Origin of the sequence: Lactobacillus mulieris (assembly GCF_007095465.1) — a bacterium.
GTDB classification, from domain to species: Bacteria; Bacillota; Bacilli; order Lactobacillales; family Lactobacillaceae; genus Lactobacillus; species Lactobacillus mulieris.
The window spans coordinates 25,324-41,996 of record NZ_SDGL01000008.1; the positions used below are offsets into that span (position 1 = coordinate 25,324).

Sequence of the window (16,673 nt, forward strand, 5' to 3'; positions counted from 1 at the left end):
GACCCTATAAGTATGCGAAAGGGATTAAGTTTATGAAAAAATTTGTAGTTGTTTTAGCTGCTGGTAAAGGTACCAGAATGAAGTCAAAGCTTTATAAGGTTTTGCATAAAGTTTGTGGTAAAACGATGGTTGAACATGTCGTTGAAGCTGCTAATGGTATGAAACCTGAAAAGATTGTGACAATAGTAGGTACTGGAGCAGAAGATGTAAAAGAAGTTTTAGCGGGTAAGAGTGATTTTGCCTTTCAAGAAAAGCAACTTGGTACAGGTCACGCTGTTCTTACTGCTGCCCCTATCTTAGAAAACGAAAATGGTGCAACTTTAGTAGTTACTGGAGATACGCCATTATTTACAACGGAAACTTTTGAAAACTTATTCAATTATCATCAAGAAAAAGAAAATGCAGCAACAGTATTAACTGCTGAAGCACCTAATCCATTTGGATATGGACGCATTATTCGTGATGAACAGGGCAATGTTTTGCGAATAGTTGAGCAAAAAGACGGAAAGCCTGAAGAACTTAAAGTTAAAGAAATTAATACAGGCGTATTTTGTTTTGATAATAAGAAACTTTTCGCTGCATTAAAGAAAGTTACTAACGATAACGCTCAAGGTGAATATTATTTAACAGATGTTTTAGAAATTTTGCGTAATAGTGGTGAAAGAGTTGGTGCCTACAAGATGCCTGACTTTAGCCAAAGTTTGGGTGTTAATGATCGAATTGCGCTTGCGAACGCTTCAAAAATTATGCAAAAGAGAATTAATGAAGAACATATGCGTAATGGTGTAACTTTCATTGATCCTGCGACTGCTTATATTGATAGCGATGTTAAAATTGGTAATGATACTATTATCGAGGGAAACGTTGTTATTAAAGGAAAAACAACTATTGGTAGTGAATGTGTAATTACTAGTGGTTCAAGAATTGTTGATTCTGAAATCGGAAATAATGTAACTGTTACATCTTCAACAATTCAAGAAGCAATTATGCATGATAATACTGATATTGGACCAAATTCACATCTTCGACCAAAAGCTGAAATAATGTCAGGCGCTCATATAGGTAACTTTGTTGAAATTAAGAAGGCTACAATTGGTGAAAACACTAAAGTGGGGCATTTAACTTATATTGGTGATGCTACTTTAGGTAAGGATATCAATGTAGGCTGTGGGGTAATCTTTTCAAATTACGATGGCGTTAAGAAATTCCATTCAACAATTGGGGATCATGCCTTTATTGGCGCGGGTTCAACAATTATTAATCCAATTACTGTTGCTGATCACTCATTTATTGCGGCTGATTCAACAATTACTAAAGATGTTAATCGCTATGAAATGGCAATTGCTCGGGGTCGCCAAGTAAATAAAGAAGATTATTGGCATAAATTGCCACTTGCTCAGGATAAAGACTGGCAATAATAAGGAGAATTAAATATGAACACCACATTGATGGCGTTTCTTGGTTTAGCCATGATAGTCACTTTCATGGCTTTAATTATGGCTAAGAAGTTAAGCGCTTTTACGAGTTTAGTGATTGTCCCAATTTTATTTGGGGTTTTAGCAGGATATGGCTTCTTTGATACATTAACATATGCAATGGCAGGGATTAAATCAGTTGCCTCAACCTTTGCAATGATGACTTTTGCAATTTTATATTTTGGAATCATGTTACTAACAGGATTATTTGATCCAATGGTTGATAAAGTTGTCAAATGGGTAAAAGGTGACCCTCTAAAAGTTTTAGTTGGAACAGCTATTTTGTCTGCTTTCGTTTCACTAGATGGTGATGGAACAACTACGGTTATGATTGTATGTACCGCTATGATTCCAATTTTTAATCGCTTAAAAATCAAAAAGATCTATCTCGCAACGTTAATTATTTTAACTAATGGAGTAATGAATTTGATTCCATGGGGTGGACCTACTGCGAGAGTAATGACAGTAATGCACCTTGATGCTAATCAAATTTTGCCACCACTTTTACCAGGGATGATTATTTCAATCATTTATACTATTGGAGTAGCTTATTATTTAGGAAAAAAGGAACGTAAACGGTTGGGTGTCCAAGAAAATGTAGAACATGTTGTAGAGCATTATGAATCTGAAGATGAAGAAGAAGGTCTAAAAAGGCCAAGGTTAATTTGGTTTAATTTGATTTTGACAATTGCCTTAGTAGTCGCTTTAGTATTAGGCAAAGCTGATAGTGCAATTTTATTTGGATTTGGAGTGGCAATTGCTTTAGCAATAAATTATCCAAAGAATAAGATGCAAAGACATGTGATTAGTTTATTGGCTCCTGAAATGATTAGTGTAGTCATTATGGTTTTAGGTGCTGGAGTCTTAATGGGAGTCTTAAATGGTCCAGTAAATGCCAAAGGTGAATACGTTTCTGGAATGTCACATGCAATTGCTGTTGTATTAACTCAAATGATTCCAAGTTCTCTTGGTAAGTACTTTGCGATTATCATTGCCTTTATTTCAGCTCCTGGGACTTATTTGTTGAACAATGATGCCTTTTACTATGGAGTATTGCCACCGCTTGCGGCTACAGCCAAAGCATATGGATTCAGCAATTTACAAATTGGCTTTGCTTCTTTAATGGGGCAAGCTTTCCACTTCCTCAGCCCATTAGTTCCATTTATTTACTTGTTAATGGATAAAACTGAAATTACTTTAGGTGAATATCAAAGTTATATTTTCCGTTGGTGTATCGGAATATTTATTTGCTTTATGGCAATTGGGCTTATTTTGGGGTATTTACCAATTCTTTAATAAAAAAGACAAGCTTTCCTTTGAGCTTGTCTTTTATTTTGCTAAAATAGAAGATGATAGTGTTATTTTATGGAGGATTAAAATGTCTTACAAAGACGATATTAAACTTTTTGCGCTCAACTCAAATACCCCATTAGCTCAAAAGATTGCTGATAGAATAGGGGTACCCCTTGCTAAGTCTAGTGTACAACGCTTTAGCGATGGAGAAATTCAAATTAATATTGATGAATCCGTTCGTGGTAAGGATGTTTACCTAATTCAGTCAACAAGCGCTCCAGTTAATGACAATTTGATGGAACTTTTAATTATGATTGATGCTGTTAAGCGAGCAAGTGCTCGAGCAATTAATATTGTATTGCCATACTATGGCTATGCAAGACAAGATAGAAAAACTCGTGCTCGTGAACCAATTACTGCTAAATTAGTTGCTAATATGCTTGAAGCAGCAGGTGCGACGAGAATTTTGTCACTTGATTTACATGCACCACAAATTCAAGGATTCTTTGATATTCCAGTTGACAATTTAATGGGGGCCCCTTTATTAGCCGATTATTTCTTGTCTAATCATTTGGAAAAAGGTGCAGTTGTTGTTTCACCAGATCATGGTGGTGTTACCCGTGCAAGAAAATTAGCTGAATTTTTGAAAGCTCCAATTGCCATTGTAGATAAACGTCGACCAAAAGCTAATGTTGCAGAAGTTATGAATATTATTGGTGATGTTAGTGGAAAACGAGCAATTATCATTGATGATATGATTGATACAGCAGGTACTATTACATTAGCAGCACAAGCTTTAATTGATGCAGGTGCTACAGAAGTATATGCTAGTGCAACGCATGCAGTTCTTTCTGGTCCAGCAATTGATCGTCTTAACAATTCTAAAATTAAAAATTTAGTTTTAACAGATTCAATTAATCAACCTGAAGAAAAGAAAATTGATAAATTGCAATTAGTTTCAGTTGGGCCACTTATGGGTGATGCAATCAAGTTAATTGAACAGCATCAACCTGTTAGTCCATTATTTAATACTCGTTATCGTGAAAATTAAAAAAGGACGGTGTTAGCCGTCTTTTTTTTATTGATTATTAAGATTATTTTTTCTAGTTGGCTTTCTCTGATATCGAAGGGCACCATTTTTTACGTATTTTTGAAATTCTTGGTAAAGCGGATCAAAAATTTGCGGTTCATCATTTTGTGATAGCATAACTTTCGGAAAAAAGAAATTTTCGCTTCCCTGAATAGTTCCGTTGAGTGCTTTTACTAATGGGCTCAATTCAGATAGTTCAATTAAAGTTCCGTCATCTTGCATTATTTCAATTTGACTATGAGCGTTTTTTCCACTTGGTTTATATGCATCATACGGTTCATCGAAAGCACTAGTCAAAGCAGTATAGTAATTAGGATCAAATCCAGCTTCTTTGATATAATTTTTTAATTTTGGTACTAGATTACGGGTCTCTTGGTCAACACTACAGCTAGCAAAAGGTTTTCTGAATAGATATCGACTTGCTAAATCTGCTAAAATTTCATCGCCTGATTCTCGCCAAATAGAAAAATTGGTTTCCATTACACCATCATCAAGGTTTAGATAATCTTTTAAAGTCCAATTATTATCTAAAAACTTTTGTAAACTTGGTGTAACTAACAAATTACTGTTTTTATAAACGTATTTTGCTCTTTCTAGTAATTTGTTCAAAACAACCTCTAGGGAACGATTTATTCGATGGAAATATACTTGTTGATACATTTGATAACGACTAACAATGTAGTCTTCAACTGCATGCATTCCATTATTAGTAAAACAAATTCCTCCAGAATATGGGCGAATAACGCGTAATAAGCGTTCAATATCGAAACTACCATATGTCACGCCGGTAAAGTAGGCATCTCTTTGAAGATAATCCATTCGGTCAGCGTCAGCTTGACTTGATATCATTTTAACTACTTGAGGATTAGGATATGTTTTAGCTATAACACTGGCAACAGCTTCTGGAAAAGTAGGTGCTACTTTTGATAAAATTTGATTAATTTCAGTAGACTTATCAGTAATAATTTGAGTACCGATCTTTTCATGGTTAGTTCCAAAAAGATGTTCAAAAGTATGAGAATATGGGCCGTGTCCAATATCATGTAATAATGCAGCACATTCTGCTACTAGATTTTCGTTTTCATTCCATAGACCGTCGTTTGGTTTGGTAGATGGGTATTGTTTACTGAATATCTCGCAAATTCGACGAGTTAATTCATAAACGCCCAAGTTATGTTCAAAACGAGTATGATTCGCTCCTGGAAAAACATAACTTGTTGGACCAAGTTGTTTAATACGTCGTAAGCGTTGAAATTCTTTAGAATTAATTAAATCTAAAATAACTTTATCTTCGATATGAATGTACCCATGGACAGGATCACGCAATTCGACGGGGTGGGGTAATTTTTTACTTTGAAAAAACATATATCTTCCCTTCATTTTATTTAATTTTTGAAGAAAAATTCGGTAAAATGTATACAGTTAAAATTATAGCAAAGAAAACGTTTGAGATGTGAATTATCAGAGATTGAGGGGTATTTTGAAAGAAGTAGACTTAAAATTTAAAAGTACAATTACTCAAGAACAAGATTCGGAAAGCTTCCAAAAGATTGCAAAAGCACAAGTTGAGGAGCTGAAAGATGGTTGGCGCTTAAAGTATTTAGAGGATAACCAAATTCCTGTTAAGATTTTACTAAAAAAACAAAAGCAAACGCTTATAATTAATCGTGGAGTAGTTCCAAGTAATTATTCATTAATTAAGTTGGAACTAGGGGAAAAGCGTGGTTGCAAGTATGTAGTAAATAATCGCCAAATGGACTTAATTAGTGAAACTAAATTTCTAAAAGTTACTAAATATGGTGGTAGAACCAAAGTTCAAGTTGAATATGACCTGTTTAGTGGGCTATACTTAATAGGTAACTATGCAGTCACATTGATTTTTTCTTAAGAGATGCGTAAAATAGAAAAGATGCTATAAAGAGAGGACGTTTAACTGTGGGTTTAGCTGATTTTGAAGGTAAGAAACGCGAAGAACTTTCATTAATTGAAGTAGCACGTGCTATTCTAGAAGACCACGGCAAGCGCATGGCCTTTGCCGATATTGTAAATGCTGTTCAAGAATACTTAGGTACTAGTGACGAAGAAATTCGTGAACGTTTACCACAATTTTATACTGATATGAATACTGATGGTGAATTTATCTCAATGGGGGATAATGTATGGGCACTTCGTTCATGGTTCCCATATGAATCTGTTGATGAAGAAGTTAACCACCCTGAAGATGAAGATGACGAACCACGTAAAAAGCATCATAGAAAAGTTAATGCATTTATTGCAAGCAGTGATGATGATGATATTATCGACTACGATTCTGATGATCCAGAAGATGATGATTTGGATACAGAAGATGACGATAATGCAGATGACTTTGATGCTACAGATGACGATGATTTTGATGATGCAGATGACGATGATGAATTACCAGATGGTATTGAAGGTCAATTATCAGAATTAGATGATGAAGATGACGAAGATGATGAGTAATTAGACTTGACTCTTTGCCAGTAAGTCTTTATTATTTTATCTGGGCCCCTTAATGGGCACTTACTAATGATATTTATTAGCCCCCTTCGTAGAAGGGAGCTTTTTTGTTTTTTACTTAAAGTTTTATAAGGAGAGCTACTTGATGACTAAATATGTATTCGTAACCGGTGGTGTTGTTTCTTCATTAGGTAAGGGTATTGTCGCTTCGTCTTTAGGACGTTTATTGAAAAATCGTGGCTTGAAAGTCACTATGCAAAAATTCGATCCATATATCAACATTGATCCAGGTACTATGAATCCATATCAACATGGTGAAGTTTTTGTTACTGATGATGGTACTGAAGCTGATTTGGATTTAGGTCACTATGAAAGATTTGTTGATGTGCGGACTAGCAAGTATTCGAATGTAACAACTGGTAAGATTTATTCTGAAGTTTTGAAAAAAGAACGTCGGGGCGATTACCAAGGTGCTACTGTTCAAGTAATTCCACATATCACTAACATGATTAAAGAAAAAATCATGAGAGCTGGTCAAACAACTGATTCTGATGTAGTTATTTCAGAAATTGGTGGTACAGTTGGTGATATTGAATCAACACCATTCATGGAAGCAATTCGTCAAATGAAACGTGAAGTTGGTGCTGATAATGTTATGTATATTCACGTAACTTTAGTACCATATCTTCATGCTGCTCATGAAATGAAAACTAAGCCAACTCAACACTCAGTTGCTACTTTAAGAAGTATTGGTATTCAACCTAATATGTTGGTTTTGCGTGCTGAAAAAGAAGTAGGACAAGAACTTAAAAATAAGATTGCTAACTTTACAGATGTCCCAGTTGAAGCAATTATGGAATCAATTGATGCACCATCATTATTTGACATACCTTTGAACTTCCAAAAGCAAGGTATGGATCAACTGGTTTGTGATCACTTCAAATTAACTTCTCCTAAGAGTGAAGCTGATATGGAAGAATGGGTTAAGCTAGAAAAGCGTTCTACTAGCCTTAAATACAAGACTAAGATTACTTTAGTGGGTAAATATGTAGAACTAGAAGATGCTTATATTTCAGTTACAGAAGCTTTAAAACATGCAGGTTACCTTTACAATAGTGAAATCGAAATCAATAAAGTTCAAGCAGAAGATATTACTGAAGATAATATTGCTGACTTTATGAAAGATTCTGATGGATTAATTGTGCCAGGTGGATTTGGTTTACGTGGGCTTGAAGGAATGATTACAGCTATCAAGTATGCACGTGAAAATGATATTCCTTTCCTTGGAATCTGTCTTGGAATGCAAATGGCAACTGTGGAATTTGCTCGTGATGTTTTAGGCTATAAAGATGCTAATACAACAGAAGCAGATCCTGAAACTAAGAATAATATTATTGATTTAATGGCTGATCAAGAAGGCCAAGATACAATTGGTGGTACTTTGCGTTTAGGTCTATATCCTGCTCGCCTCAAGAAGGGTACTAAGACTTATAAAGCATATGATGAACAAGAAGTAATTCAAGAACGTCACCGTCACCGTTACGAATTTAATAATAAGTACCGTGAAGAGTTTGAAAAGCATGGTATGATCTTTAGTGGAGTTTCTCCAGATAATCATTTAGTTGAAATCGTTGAAATCCCTGATAAAAAATTCTTTATTGCGGCACAATACCACCCAGAATTCTTATCTCGTCCTCATAAACCAGAGGGCCTTTTCAAGGCGTTTATTGGCGCAGCTAGTGGCTTGGAAGAAGATAAGTTTTAATTGTAAAATACAAAATTCTTAAAAAACAAGAGGTTTAACACATTCCTCTTGTTTTTTAATCGTTTTTCTTATAACATTTACAATGATACATTGACAAAAAGAAAAGGATTGTTTTCCCCAATGAAGCAGATGATTATTCATGGCGGAAAGCCACTAACAGGTGAAGTTTGGATTGGTGGAGCAAAGAATTCAACTGTAGCTCTTATTCCAGCAGCAATCTTGTCACATACCCCAGTAACTCTAGAATGTGTACCGCGTATCGCAGATGTAGATAATTTAATGGACTTATTGAAAGAAATGGATGTTAAGTGCGATTTTAAAGAAACCACTTTATTTATTGATCCAACAGAAATTAAGATGAGTCCACTTCCCGCAGGTAAGATTAAGAGTTTAAGAGCCTCATATTACTTTATGGGTGCTTTACTTGGAAGATTTGGCAAGGCAGTAGTAGGCTTTCCAGGTGGCGATGACATTGGTCCACGCCCAATTGATCAACATATTAAAGGCTTTGAAGCTTTAGGTGCTATTGTTAAAAATGAAAATGACCAAATTATCATTAAAGCACCAGAAGAAGGGCTTCATGGCAATCAAATTAACTTAGCGATGCCATCAGTGGGCGCTACGATGAATATCATTATGGCCAGTGTAACCGCACAAGGTCAGACTGTAATTAATAATGCAGCGAAAGAACCTGAAATTATTGATTTGGCCACTTTTTTAAATAATATGGGTGCTGTTATTCGTGGTGCAGGTACTGAAACTATTAGAATAGATGGAGTTCGGCGCATTGAAGCTAAAATTCCACATACGATAATTCCAGATCGTATTGAAGCAGGGACATATATTTCTCTAGCTGCATGTATTGGAAATGGCATTCGAATTCACAATATTATCGAAGAACACCTAGATTCATATTTAGCTAAAGTAGAAGAAATGGGTGTAGTTATTGACGCTGATGAGGATTCACTTTATGTATATCCAGCTGGCGATTTAAAGATGATACAAGTGAGAACTGATCCATATCCTGGCTTTGCCACAGATTTGCAACAACCTATTACGCCTCTTCTTTTAACTGCTAAGACGGGTGAAGGTGTAGTTATTGATAATATTTATCCTAAGCGGACTAGACACATTCCAGAATTACAAAAAATGGGTGCCAATATTAAGGTTGAGGATAACATTATCTTAGTTCATCCAACTAATGAATTACATGGAACGCGTGTACACGCTGATGAAATTCGCGCTGGAGCTTCACTCATGATTGCCGGTTTAATGGCTGATGGTGAAACTGTAATTGACAATGCAGATAATATTTTAAGAGGATATGATCGCGTTGAAGAAAAGTTACGTAAGCTAGGTGCTGATGTAACTATTCAAGATGCATAATATTTTTAATAGCATAGAAAAGAGCTCACATATTAGTGGGCTCTTTTTTAGTATTTGCAAGTAATCTTAATCAAGTAAGTCGTACTTCAAGGTCATTAAACCATGGCCTTCATCGACCATTTGACCAAGTAATTCTACTGTATTATTGTAAACAACTTCTGCCATTTTATCATTTGCAGCTTCAAGCTTAGTTTGTAAGTCTTTGCCGGTTAAACCTTTAACTGCAAGGTCAGTGTCATGTTGAATCTTATGGCAAGCAGCTAAACTCTTTTGTTCAAAGTCAGCTTCTAATTCACCATATACTCGATAATTAGTATCACCTAATTGAGCAGCTAACTTGTTTAACCAGAAAATTTTAGTTAAATCAAATTTTGCAGTTGTTTGCCAGCTAGCTGGAGTGGTAGTGATATTGGTGTAGAAAGGCACAAAAGTATTAAAGGTATTAGGTCCAAAGGCTAACCATTGAACACCAGCAATTTCAGCAGGGACGTTGTTTCTAATTTGCAAGACGTGAGTTTCAAAATTACGGTTAATACCAATTGGACGGAAAGTTTTCTTTTGTTCAGTAGTTCCTTGATCGCCATATGCATCATAAGGTGTGTCTTGGTAGTGAGAACTTTCGGCCCATTTAATGTCTTCTAAACTAATTTTACGGTTAGCATGGCAAATAAATGGTTGGTCTTGATCACTTGGCTTACCACCAAATTCTGGATTAAAGAAGTTGTGGATATACCAAGCACGTGGGTTATTGTAGTGGGCATCTTTAATAGTAGATGAACCAAAAATATGACGTAAATTGTAACCTTCAAAGTCAGGATTTAAGTTATAACTTTCGATTAAATCCTTTAAATCACTTGAACATACAAAATCTGGGTTATCAAACTTAAATTCATCGATATTTAAACGATTAGGTGCAATTACATAGGCATCATCAGGTATGCGACGAGCAGCCCAGTGATGGCCACCAATAGTTTCAAGGTACCAAATTTCATCCTTATCAGAAAAGGCCATACCGTTCATTTCATATGTGCCATATTTTTCAAGTAAGTAACCAACCCGCTTAACTCCATCTCTAGCGGAATGGATGTAAGGTAGGGTTAAAGTGACGAAATCTTCTTCACCTAATCCGCCTTCTTCAGTGGTCAAAAGTGGATCAATCCCTTGGATTCTTGAGTTAGTAGTAATTGTTTCAGTAGCAGTCATGGCAATGTTTTCAGCGTTAATACCAGCTGCAGCCCAAATGCCATTTTTGCCAGAAGCATCAGGAGCGCTTGTGTAACGAAGTGGTGTTAATGCTAAATCTTCATCATCGATTACTTGCTTACTAATGACGCTTTGGTAATGCTTAGGTTGCTGCTCTGGGTTAACGACTTTAAAACTTTCTGGAATAATAGTTCTACCACCATCTTCACTTCGAGCAATCATGGTTGAGCCATCAATACTTGCTTTTTTACCAACTAGAATAGTGGTACATTCAGTTTGTTCTTTCATATGCATTTCCTTCTTTTTTTTAACTTAATTCCATTGTAGGAGAAAAAGCTCTAGGATAAAAGAAAAGCTTGAGTTAAATACTCAAGCTTTAAAAAATGTATAGTTATTATTTGGAATTTAATCCATCTTTACCTTTGAAAATTAGATTCAAAAGAGTTGCGCTAAGGCTGGCAACAACAATACCGTTACCTAAGAATAGCTGAACGGTTTGTGGTAAGTGCTGAAAAATTCCTGGATAAGAAGTTACACCTACACCCAAACCAATTGATAGGGCAATAACTAGGATGTTGCGATTATCACCTAAATCAACTTTAAGAAGCATTTTAATTCCTTGAACTGCAATCATGGTGAACATTACTAGCATTGCTCCACCTAAAACAGAAGTCGGAATAATAGTTACAATCGCACCAATTTTAGGGAGTAATCCTAGTCCCATCAAAAGACCAGCTGCCCAGAAAATTGGACGACGAGTTTTGATACCAGATAATTGTAGTAACCCAACGTTTTGAGAAAAAGTGGTATAAGGGAAGGTGTTAAAAATACCTCCAAAGATTTGTGCTAATCCTTCTGCACGATAACCGCGTTTAAGATCATCTTCATTAACTTCTTTTTTGAGTAAGTCACTAGTAGCAAAGAAAACTCCAGTTGATTCAACCATAGATACTAGTGCAATGATTATCATGGTTACGCAAGATGACCATTCAAATTCTGGTTTACCAAAATAGAAAAATTGCGGTAAGTGAAACCAAGAAGCCTGTAAAACAGGAGTAAGTGATACCATTCCCATAAAAGATGCTAAAACAGTTCCAACAATTAACCCAATTAAGACAGCAATTGATTTTAAAAAGCCTTTAGCTAGCAATTCAACTAAAATAATTACTAAAATTGTTGCAAAAGCAGTAATTAAGTGCTTACTATCACCGAAATCTTTGGCAGTAGCAGTCCCTCCACCCATATTTTGGAAGGCAACTGGAATTAAGGTTAAACCAATGACGGTAATTAGACTACCGGTGACAACAGGTGGAAAGAGCTTTTTGATTTTCGAAAACCAGCCAGCAATACAAAATACGAAAATACCGGCTACGATAATTGCACCGTACATGGTATTGATGGTAAATTTTTGTCCAATCATTTGAAGTGGTGCAACTGCTTGAATCGCACATCCTAAAACAACAGGTAAGCCAATTCCTAAATAGCGATTTCGGAAAAGTTGTAGTAAGGTTGCCAGTCCACACATAAAAATATCAATTGAAACTAGATAGGTCATTTGGGTAGAGTTGAACTTTAAAGCTGTTCCAATTAGTAAAGGAACTGCGACAGCTCCTGAATACATTGCAAGTAAATGTTGCAAGCCTAAGACAGCTGCTTTTTTATGAGATACTTCTTTCATGGTTATTCTTCTCCTACAAAGTGAACTTCTCCGCCTTCAAAACTAGCAATATTAGCTAGAGCTTCAAAACGTAAACCTTGCTTTTTAATCCAGTCGCTACCACCTTGGAAATCTTTAGCAACAACGGCACCAACACCGACAATTTTTGCACCGGCTTGTTGGACAATTGAAACCATTCCCTTAACAGCTTCACCGTGGGCAACAAAGTCATCAAGAATTAGGACTTTATCAGTTGAACTAAGGAATTTCTTTTCAACACAAATCTTGTTATTAACTTTTTTAGTGTAGGAAAACACATCTGCTAAGTAGACAGCATCATTAAGAGTAGATGGCTTTTTCTTGCGAGCAAAGACCATAGGAACATTTAAAGTGTATGTAGCCATAATGCTTGGTGCAATTCCAGAAGCTTCACATGTTAAAACTTTTGTAATGTCACTGTCTTTAAATAAACGAGCAAATTCTTGGCCGATTTCCATCATTAATTTAGGATCTACTTGATGATTTAGGAATGAGTTGATTTTTAGTACATCCCCCTCAAGAACTTGTCCATCTTTCTTAATACGCTCTTCTAATAACTTCACGAGAACTCCTCTCTGTTGCATAAAAAAGGCCTCTTCTACCATGACTATGGAAAAGAGGCCTCTAATGTGCTCATTATCTATAGTCTGAAATTTAAGGTTTCAGGTAGAAACTGTTGCCCATATTGCAACGATATATAGATTAAATTATTATTCGTTTGTATTCTATCAAAGAAAAATATTTAGTACAATCAAAAGTCATTATATTTTTGTATTTAAGTGGTTAAAATACAGATAATTTATTAAAATGGTCAAAATAATATTAGCTTTTTGGTTGACCAAATTAAAAATTATTAGTATAGTCAGTTTAATTTATAAGTTCAAAAAAGGAGAAGTAGGGTGTCTGTAAAAAATTTAACTGACTTTGATAAAATCATTGTTTTAGACTTTGGTAGCCAATATAATCAGCTAATTACCCGCCGATTACGTGACTTTGGTATTTATTCAGAATTATTGCCAAATGACTTATCCATTGAAAAAATTAAAGAAATGAATCCCAAGGGAATTATTTTCTCTGGTGGACCAAATAGTGTTTATGATGAAGGTAGTTTAAAAGTTGACCCAGCAATTTTTGAACTGGGTATCCCAATTTTAGGAATTTGTTATGGGATGCAGTTAATGGCTCATGATTTGGGTGGAAAAGTTGAAAAAGCTGACCACTCTGAATATGGTCGAGCAGATATAAATGTTGCAGATGCTACAAAATTATTTGACAAATTACCTGCGAAACAAACTGTTTGGATGAGTCATGGTGATTTGGTAACAAGTGTACCAGATGGCTTTGAAACTTTAGCATCTAGTCCTAATTGTCCAATCAGCGCAATGGCTAATGTCGCTAAGAAGTTTTATGGAATTCAGTTCCATGCAGAAGTACGTAATTCAGAATATGGATTAGATATTTTGAAGAACTTTGCCTTTGGTGTCTGCGGAGCGCGTAATAACTGGACGATGGACGACTTTATTGATTTAGAAGTCGAACGCATTCGCAAGCAAGTTGGTGATGGTAAAGTAATTTTAGGTTTATCTGGTGGGGTAGATTCTAGTGTTACTGCTACTTTACTTCATAAAGCAATTGGCAATCAATTGACTGCGATTTTTGTTGATCATGGCTTGCTTAGAAAAGATGAAGCCAAGCAAGTTATGGAAGCCTTAAATCGTGACTTAGGTGTTAACATTATTAAGGTTGATGCTCAAAAGCGTTTCTTAGATAAATTGAAGGGTGTTACTGAGCCAGAACAAAAACGGAAAATTATTGGTAAGGAATTTATTGAAGTCTTCAATGAGGAAGCTAAGAAACTTGATGGTGTAAAGTTCTTGGCACAAGGTACTCTTTACACAGATGTAATTGAAAGTGGTACTAAGACTGCGCAAACTATTAAGTCACATCATAATGTTGGAGGCTTACCAAAAGACTTGGGCTTTGAATTAGTTGAACCACTAAGGAAGTTATTCAAAGATGAAGTTCGTGAACTTGGGGAAAAATTAGGTATTCCTCATGAACTTGTTTGGCGTCAACCATTCCCAGGACCAGGTCTTGGAATCAGAGTGATTGGTGAAATTACTGAAGAAAAACTTGAGATTGTCCGTGAAACTGATGCGATTTTACGTGAAGAAATCAAAAATGCTGGTCTTGAAGAAGAAGTTTGGCAATACTTTACTGTTTTACCAGGAATTCGCTCAGTTGGTGTAATGGGTGATGGTCGAACTTACGATTACACTATTGGTATTCGTGCAGTTAGCTCAATTGATGGTATGACTGCTGACTTTTCAAAATTACCATGGGATGTCTTACAAAAAGTATCAACTAGAATGGTTGATGAAGTTGATCACGTTAACCGGGTAGTTTATGATATAACTTCTAAGCCACCTGCAACAATTGAATGGGAATAAAATATAACTCGTTAGCAAGGCTAACGAGTTTTTATTTACAATCTCTAAAAATAGGTATATAAAATTAAGAATATACAATTATAAATATAAATTAAGGATGCGAAATGTAAGTGACTCCATTAGTCTTTAATACCCAAATAGCCAAGGGAAAGCCATCTAATAGTGACTGTTGTCCCTTTTGTGATATTGAAAATTTAACAGGAATTATTGAAAAGCAAAATCAATTTATCTGGCTAGAGAATAAATATCAAACACTGCAGGATACTTATTTAACTTTAATCATAGAATCAAATGAACATTTGGGAGATATTGCTAGCTATTCTTATGAATATAATCGGTCTTTAATTCGTTACGCAGTAGATAAATGGTTAAAATTAAGTGCTTCTAAGCAATATCGAAGTGTGGCGATGTTTAAAAATTTGGGGCCCTTGTCAGGTGGTAGTTTAAGCCATCCTCATTTACAAATTGTGGGTTTTAAAAAAGCAGATATTTATTCTGAAGTTTATCCAGAAAATTTTATTGGATTATCAATAAAAAAGGACCAAAACTTTGAAGTAAATATGTCATTACAACCAATTATGGGATATACAGAATTCAATGTAATTATTTCTAATATGGATAAGTTAGACTTATTTGCAGATAATATTAAAGACTTAGTTAGTTTTTGTATGAGTGAGGCTTTCTATCGAGGAAGATGTAAATCATATAACTTGTTCTTTTATTATATTGATGAAAAAATAATTTGTAAGTTAGTTCCTAGATTTGTGACACCACCATATTATGTTGGCTATCGACAATCACAGAGAAATAGTGAAGCTAATTTAGAAAGAATTAAGGCAGATTTTTTGAACTATAGTTAATAATTAGAAATACGAACAAAAAATGTTACAATAATAATGAATTGATTGATTTTCGAGGAGTTGATTGTGATTAAGCTTAATAAAACTTCACTGGCTTCTTTAGTAGCAATAGTTTTAGCAATAGCTCTAGCAAATACAGCAGTGTTAGATCAAGCAAAGACTAAAGAAGTTAACTCATCATCATTGAAAGTAACAAAACATAAAGAAAAAAAGACAAAAGAAATAAAAATTGACTGGCAAAAGCCATCTGAAAATAAACCCTACCCTAATGTTACTGATTATCCAAAAATGTGGATAAAAGTTTCCAAAGCGAAACAAAGAACTTATTTGATGAATGGTTCAAAGGTTTTGTACACTATGTATTGTTCTACTGGTTCTGGTGGTGACCGTGCAACGCCTGAAGGAACTTTTTATATTCAAGCAGAACGTGGGGATTTTTTCTATAACCAAGGAAGTGGCGAAGGTGCAAAATACTGGGTTTCTTGGAAGGACCACGGGATTTATCTGTTCCATACTGTTCCAACTGATTCTCAGGGGCATTATGTTGAATCTGAAGCTGAAAAATTAGGTAAAAAAGCCAATTCTCATGGATGTATTAGATTATCTGTTTCGGATGCTAAATGGTTCTATGAAAATATTAAAGAAGGAACAAAAGTCGTAATTACCAATAGCTAATTTTAGTGGGGATAGATTAGTGAAGCTAATAAAACTGTTACTTGCCAAGCATTACCAGTTTGAATGCTGGCTAGAAAATTATTTCTGGTTAAATCATTTAGTTAAGGCAAATCGCTTATTTATTGCGGGTATTTTACTTTATAATTTCATCTGTCTGTTCTTTAAACAATTACATCTTGTGGGATGGCGCGAATTTTTTATTATTTTTGTCTTATTGAATGTAGTTTTATTTGGTGTGCGTTTTTGGAAATTAGAAAAATAAAGTATTCAAAGTTTAAGTGCTTTGAATCCTTTTTGAT

Annotated in this window: 15 protein-coding genes and 1 riboswitch; of the genes, 11 read left to right on the forward strand and 4 right to left on the reverse strand. The window is 35.0% G+C overall.

The window, feature by feature from the left end; translation table 11 throughout:
* Positions 1-32 precede the first annotated feature (32 nt).
* The 3 genes from glmU (at position 33) to ETI37_RS04595 (ending at position 3,819) form a co-directional block, all read left to right on the forward strand.
* Positions 33-1,418: a bifunctional UDP-N-acetylglucosamine diphosphorylase/glucosamine-1-phosphate N-acetyltransferase GlmU gene (gene glmU, locus ETI37_RS04585; protein ID WP_006585919.1), complete on the forward strand. Its 1,386-nt coding sequence runs from the start codon at positions 33-35 to the stop codon at positions 1,416-1,418.
* A 15-nt stretch (positions 1,419-1,433) separates the two neighbouring features.
* On the forward strand, positions 1,434-2,771 hold the full coding sequence (locus tag ETI37_RS04590) for a CitMHS family transporter (protein WP_006585918.1): 1,338 nt from the start codon (positions 1,434-1,436) through the stop codon (positions 2,769-2,771).
* Between the two features lie 82 nt (positions 2,772-2,853).
* The gene (locus tag ETI37_RS04595; RefSeq protein ID WP_006587629.1) at positions 2,854-3,819 is read left to right on the forward strand and encodes a ribose-phosphate diphosphokinase; all 966 of its coding nucleotides are present in this window, start codon (positions 2,854-2,856) and stop codon (positions 3,817-3,819) included.
* 27 nt (positions 3,820-3,846) lie between these two features.
* Here ETI37_RS04595 and ETI37_RS04600 read toward each other — a convergent pair whose 3' ends face one another.
* Positions 3,847-5,223 carry an HD domain-containing protein gene (locus ETI37_RS04600; protein WP_006587630.1) on the reverse strand — a complete coding sequence of 459 codons (1,377 nt, stop codon included), beginning with the start codon at positions 5,221-5,223 and terminating at the stop codon, positions 3,847-3,849.
* 115 nt (positions 5,224-5,338) lie between these two features.
* On the opposite strand from ETI37_RS04600, the gene ETI37_RS04605 reads away from it, so the two are divergent.
* The 4 genes from ETI37_RS04605 to ETI37_RS04620 all read left to right on the forward strand — a co-directional run bounded on the left by ETI37_RS04605 (position 5,339) and on the right by ETI37_RS04620 (position 9,490).
* On the forward strand, positions 5,339-5,746 hold the full coding sequence (locus ETI37_RS04605) for a DUF1934 family protein (protein WP_022091081.1): 408 nt from the start codon (positions 5,339-5,341) through the stop codon (positions 5,744-5,746).
* A 47-nt stretch (positions 5,747-5,793) separates the two neighbouring features.
* Positions 5,794-6,342, forward strand: a complete 549-nt coding sequence (gene rpoE, locus ETI37_RS04610) for a DNA-directed RNA polymerase subunit delta (protein WP_006585914.1) — start codon at positions 5,794-5,796, stop codon at positions 6,340-6,342.
* A gap of 142 nt (positions 6,343-6,484) precedes the next feature.
* Positions 6,485-8,104, forward strand: coding sequence for a CTP synthase (locus ETI37_RS04615; RefSeq protein ID WP_006585913.1), 1,620 nt, complete (start codon positions 6,485-6,487; stop codon positions 8,102-8,104).
* A gap of 120 nt (positions 8,105-8,224) precedes the next feature.
* A complete protein-coding gene (locus ETI37_RS04620) occupies positions 8,225-9,490 on the forward strand; it encodes a UDP-N-acetylglucosamine 1-carboxyvinyltransferase (RefSeq protein ID WP_006585912.1) in 1,266 nt (421 codons plus the stop codon).
* A gap of 66 nt (positions 9,491-9,556) precedes the next feature.
* Here ETI37_RS04620 and ETI37_RS04625 read toward each other — a convergent pair whose 3' ends face one another.
* From ETI37_RS04625 to ETI37_RS04635, 3 genes are all read right to left on the reverse strand, one after another.
* Positions 9,557-10,981: a C69 family dipeptidase gene (locus ETI37_RS04625; RefSeq protein ID WP_006587634.1), complete on the reverse strand. Its 1,425-nt coding sequence runs from the start codon at positions 10,979-10,981 to the stop codon at positions 9,557-9,559.
* A gap of 106 nt (positions 10,982-11,087) precedes the next feature.
* Positions 11,088-12,371: a nucleobase:cation symporter-2 family protein gene (locus ETI37_RS04630; RefSeq protein ID WP_006585910.1), complete on the reverse strand. Its 1,284-nt coding sequence runs from the start codon at positions 12,369-12,371 to the stop codon at positions 11,088-11,090.
* A 2-nt stretch (positions 12,372-12,373) separates the two neighbouring features.
* Positions 12,374-12,952, reverse strand: a complete 579-nt coding sequence (locus ETI37_RS04635) for a xanthine phosphoribosyltransferase (protein ID WP_034535724.1) — start codon at positions 12,950-12,952, stop codon at positions 12,374-12,376.
* 60 nt (positions 12,953-13,012) lie between these two features.
* Positions 13,013-13,110, reverse strand: a riboswitch (purine riboswitch).
* Positions 13,111-13,288: 178 nt separating this feature from the next.
* On the opposite strand from ETI37_RS04635, the gene guaA reads away from it, so the two are divergent.
* The 4 genes from guaA (at position 13,289) to ETI37_RS04655 (ending at position 16,636) form a co-directional block, all read left to right on the forward strand.
* Entirely contained in the window at positions 13,289-14,839 is a 1,551-nt protein-coding gene (gene guaA, locus ETI37_RS04640; RefSeq protein WP_006585908.1) for a glutamine-hydrolyzing GMP synthase, read from the forward strand.
* Positions 14,840-14,949: 110 nt separating this feature from the next.
* Positions 14,950-15,699: a DUF4931 domain-containing protein gene (locus ETI37_RS04645; protein WP_006585907.1), complete on the forward strand. Its 750-nt coding sequence runs from the start codon at positions 14,950-14,952 to the stop codon at positions 15,697-15,699.
* Positions 15,700-15,744: 45 nt separating this feature from the next.
* The gene (locus ETI37_RS04650) at positions 15,745-16,374 is read left to right on the forward strand and encodes a L,D-transpeptidase (RefSeq protein WP_006587636.1); all 630 of its coding nucleotides are present in this window, start codon (positions 15,745-15,747) and stop codon (positions 16,372-16,374) included.
* Between the two features lie 19 nt (positions 16,375-16,393).
* Entirely contained in the window at positions 16,394-16,636 is a 243-nt protein-coding gene (locus ETI37_RS04655; protein WP_006585905.1) for a hypothetical protein, read from the forward strand.
* Positions 16,637-16,673: the final 37 nt, after the last annotated feature.

What these genes read in the sequence shown, in the direction of transcription:
- ETI37_RS04590 (WP_006585918.1), top strand. Translation starts at nt 1,434, where the DNA reads ATGAACACCACATTGATGGCGTTTCTTGGTTTAGCCATGATAGTCACT.
- ETI37_RS04600 (WP_006587630.1), bottom strand. Translation starts at nt 5,223, where the DNA reads ATGTTTTTTCAAAGTAAAAAATTACCCCACCCCGTCGAATTGCGTGAT.
- ETI37_RS04615 (WP_006585913.1), top strand. Translation starts at nt 6,485, where the DNA reads ATGACTAAATATGTATTCGTAACCGGTGGTGTTGTTTCTTCATTAGGT.
- ETI37_RS04620 (WP_006585912.1), top strand. Translation starts at nt 8,225, where the DNA reads ATGAAGCAGATGATTATTCATGGCGGAAAGCCACTAACAGGTGAAGTT.
- glmU (WP_006585919.1), top strand. Translation starts at nt 33, where the DNA reads ATGAAAAAATTTGTAGTTGTTTTAGCTGCTGGTAAAGGTACCAGAATG.
- ETI37_RS04595 (WP_006587629.1), top strand. Translation starts at nt 2,854, where the DNA reads ATGTCTTACAAAGACGATATTAAACTTTTTGCGCTCAACTCAAATACC.
- ETI37_RS04630 (WP_006585910.1), bottom strand. Translation starts at nt 12,371, where the DNA reads ATGAAAGAAGTATCTCATAAAAAAGCAGCTGTCTTAGGCTTGCAACAT.
- ETI37_RS04625 (WP_006587634.1), bottom strand. Translation starts at nt 10,981, where the DNA reads ATGAAAGAACAAACTGAATGTACCACTATTCTAGTTGGTAAAAAAGCA.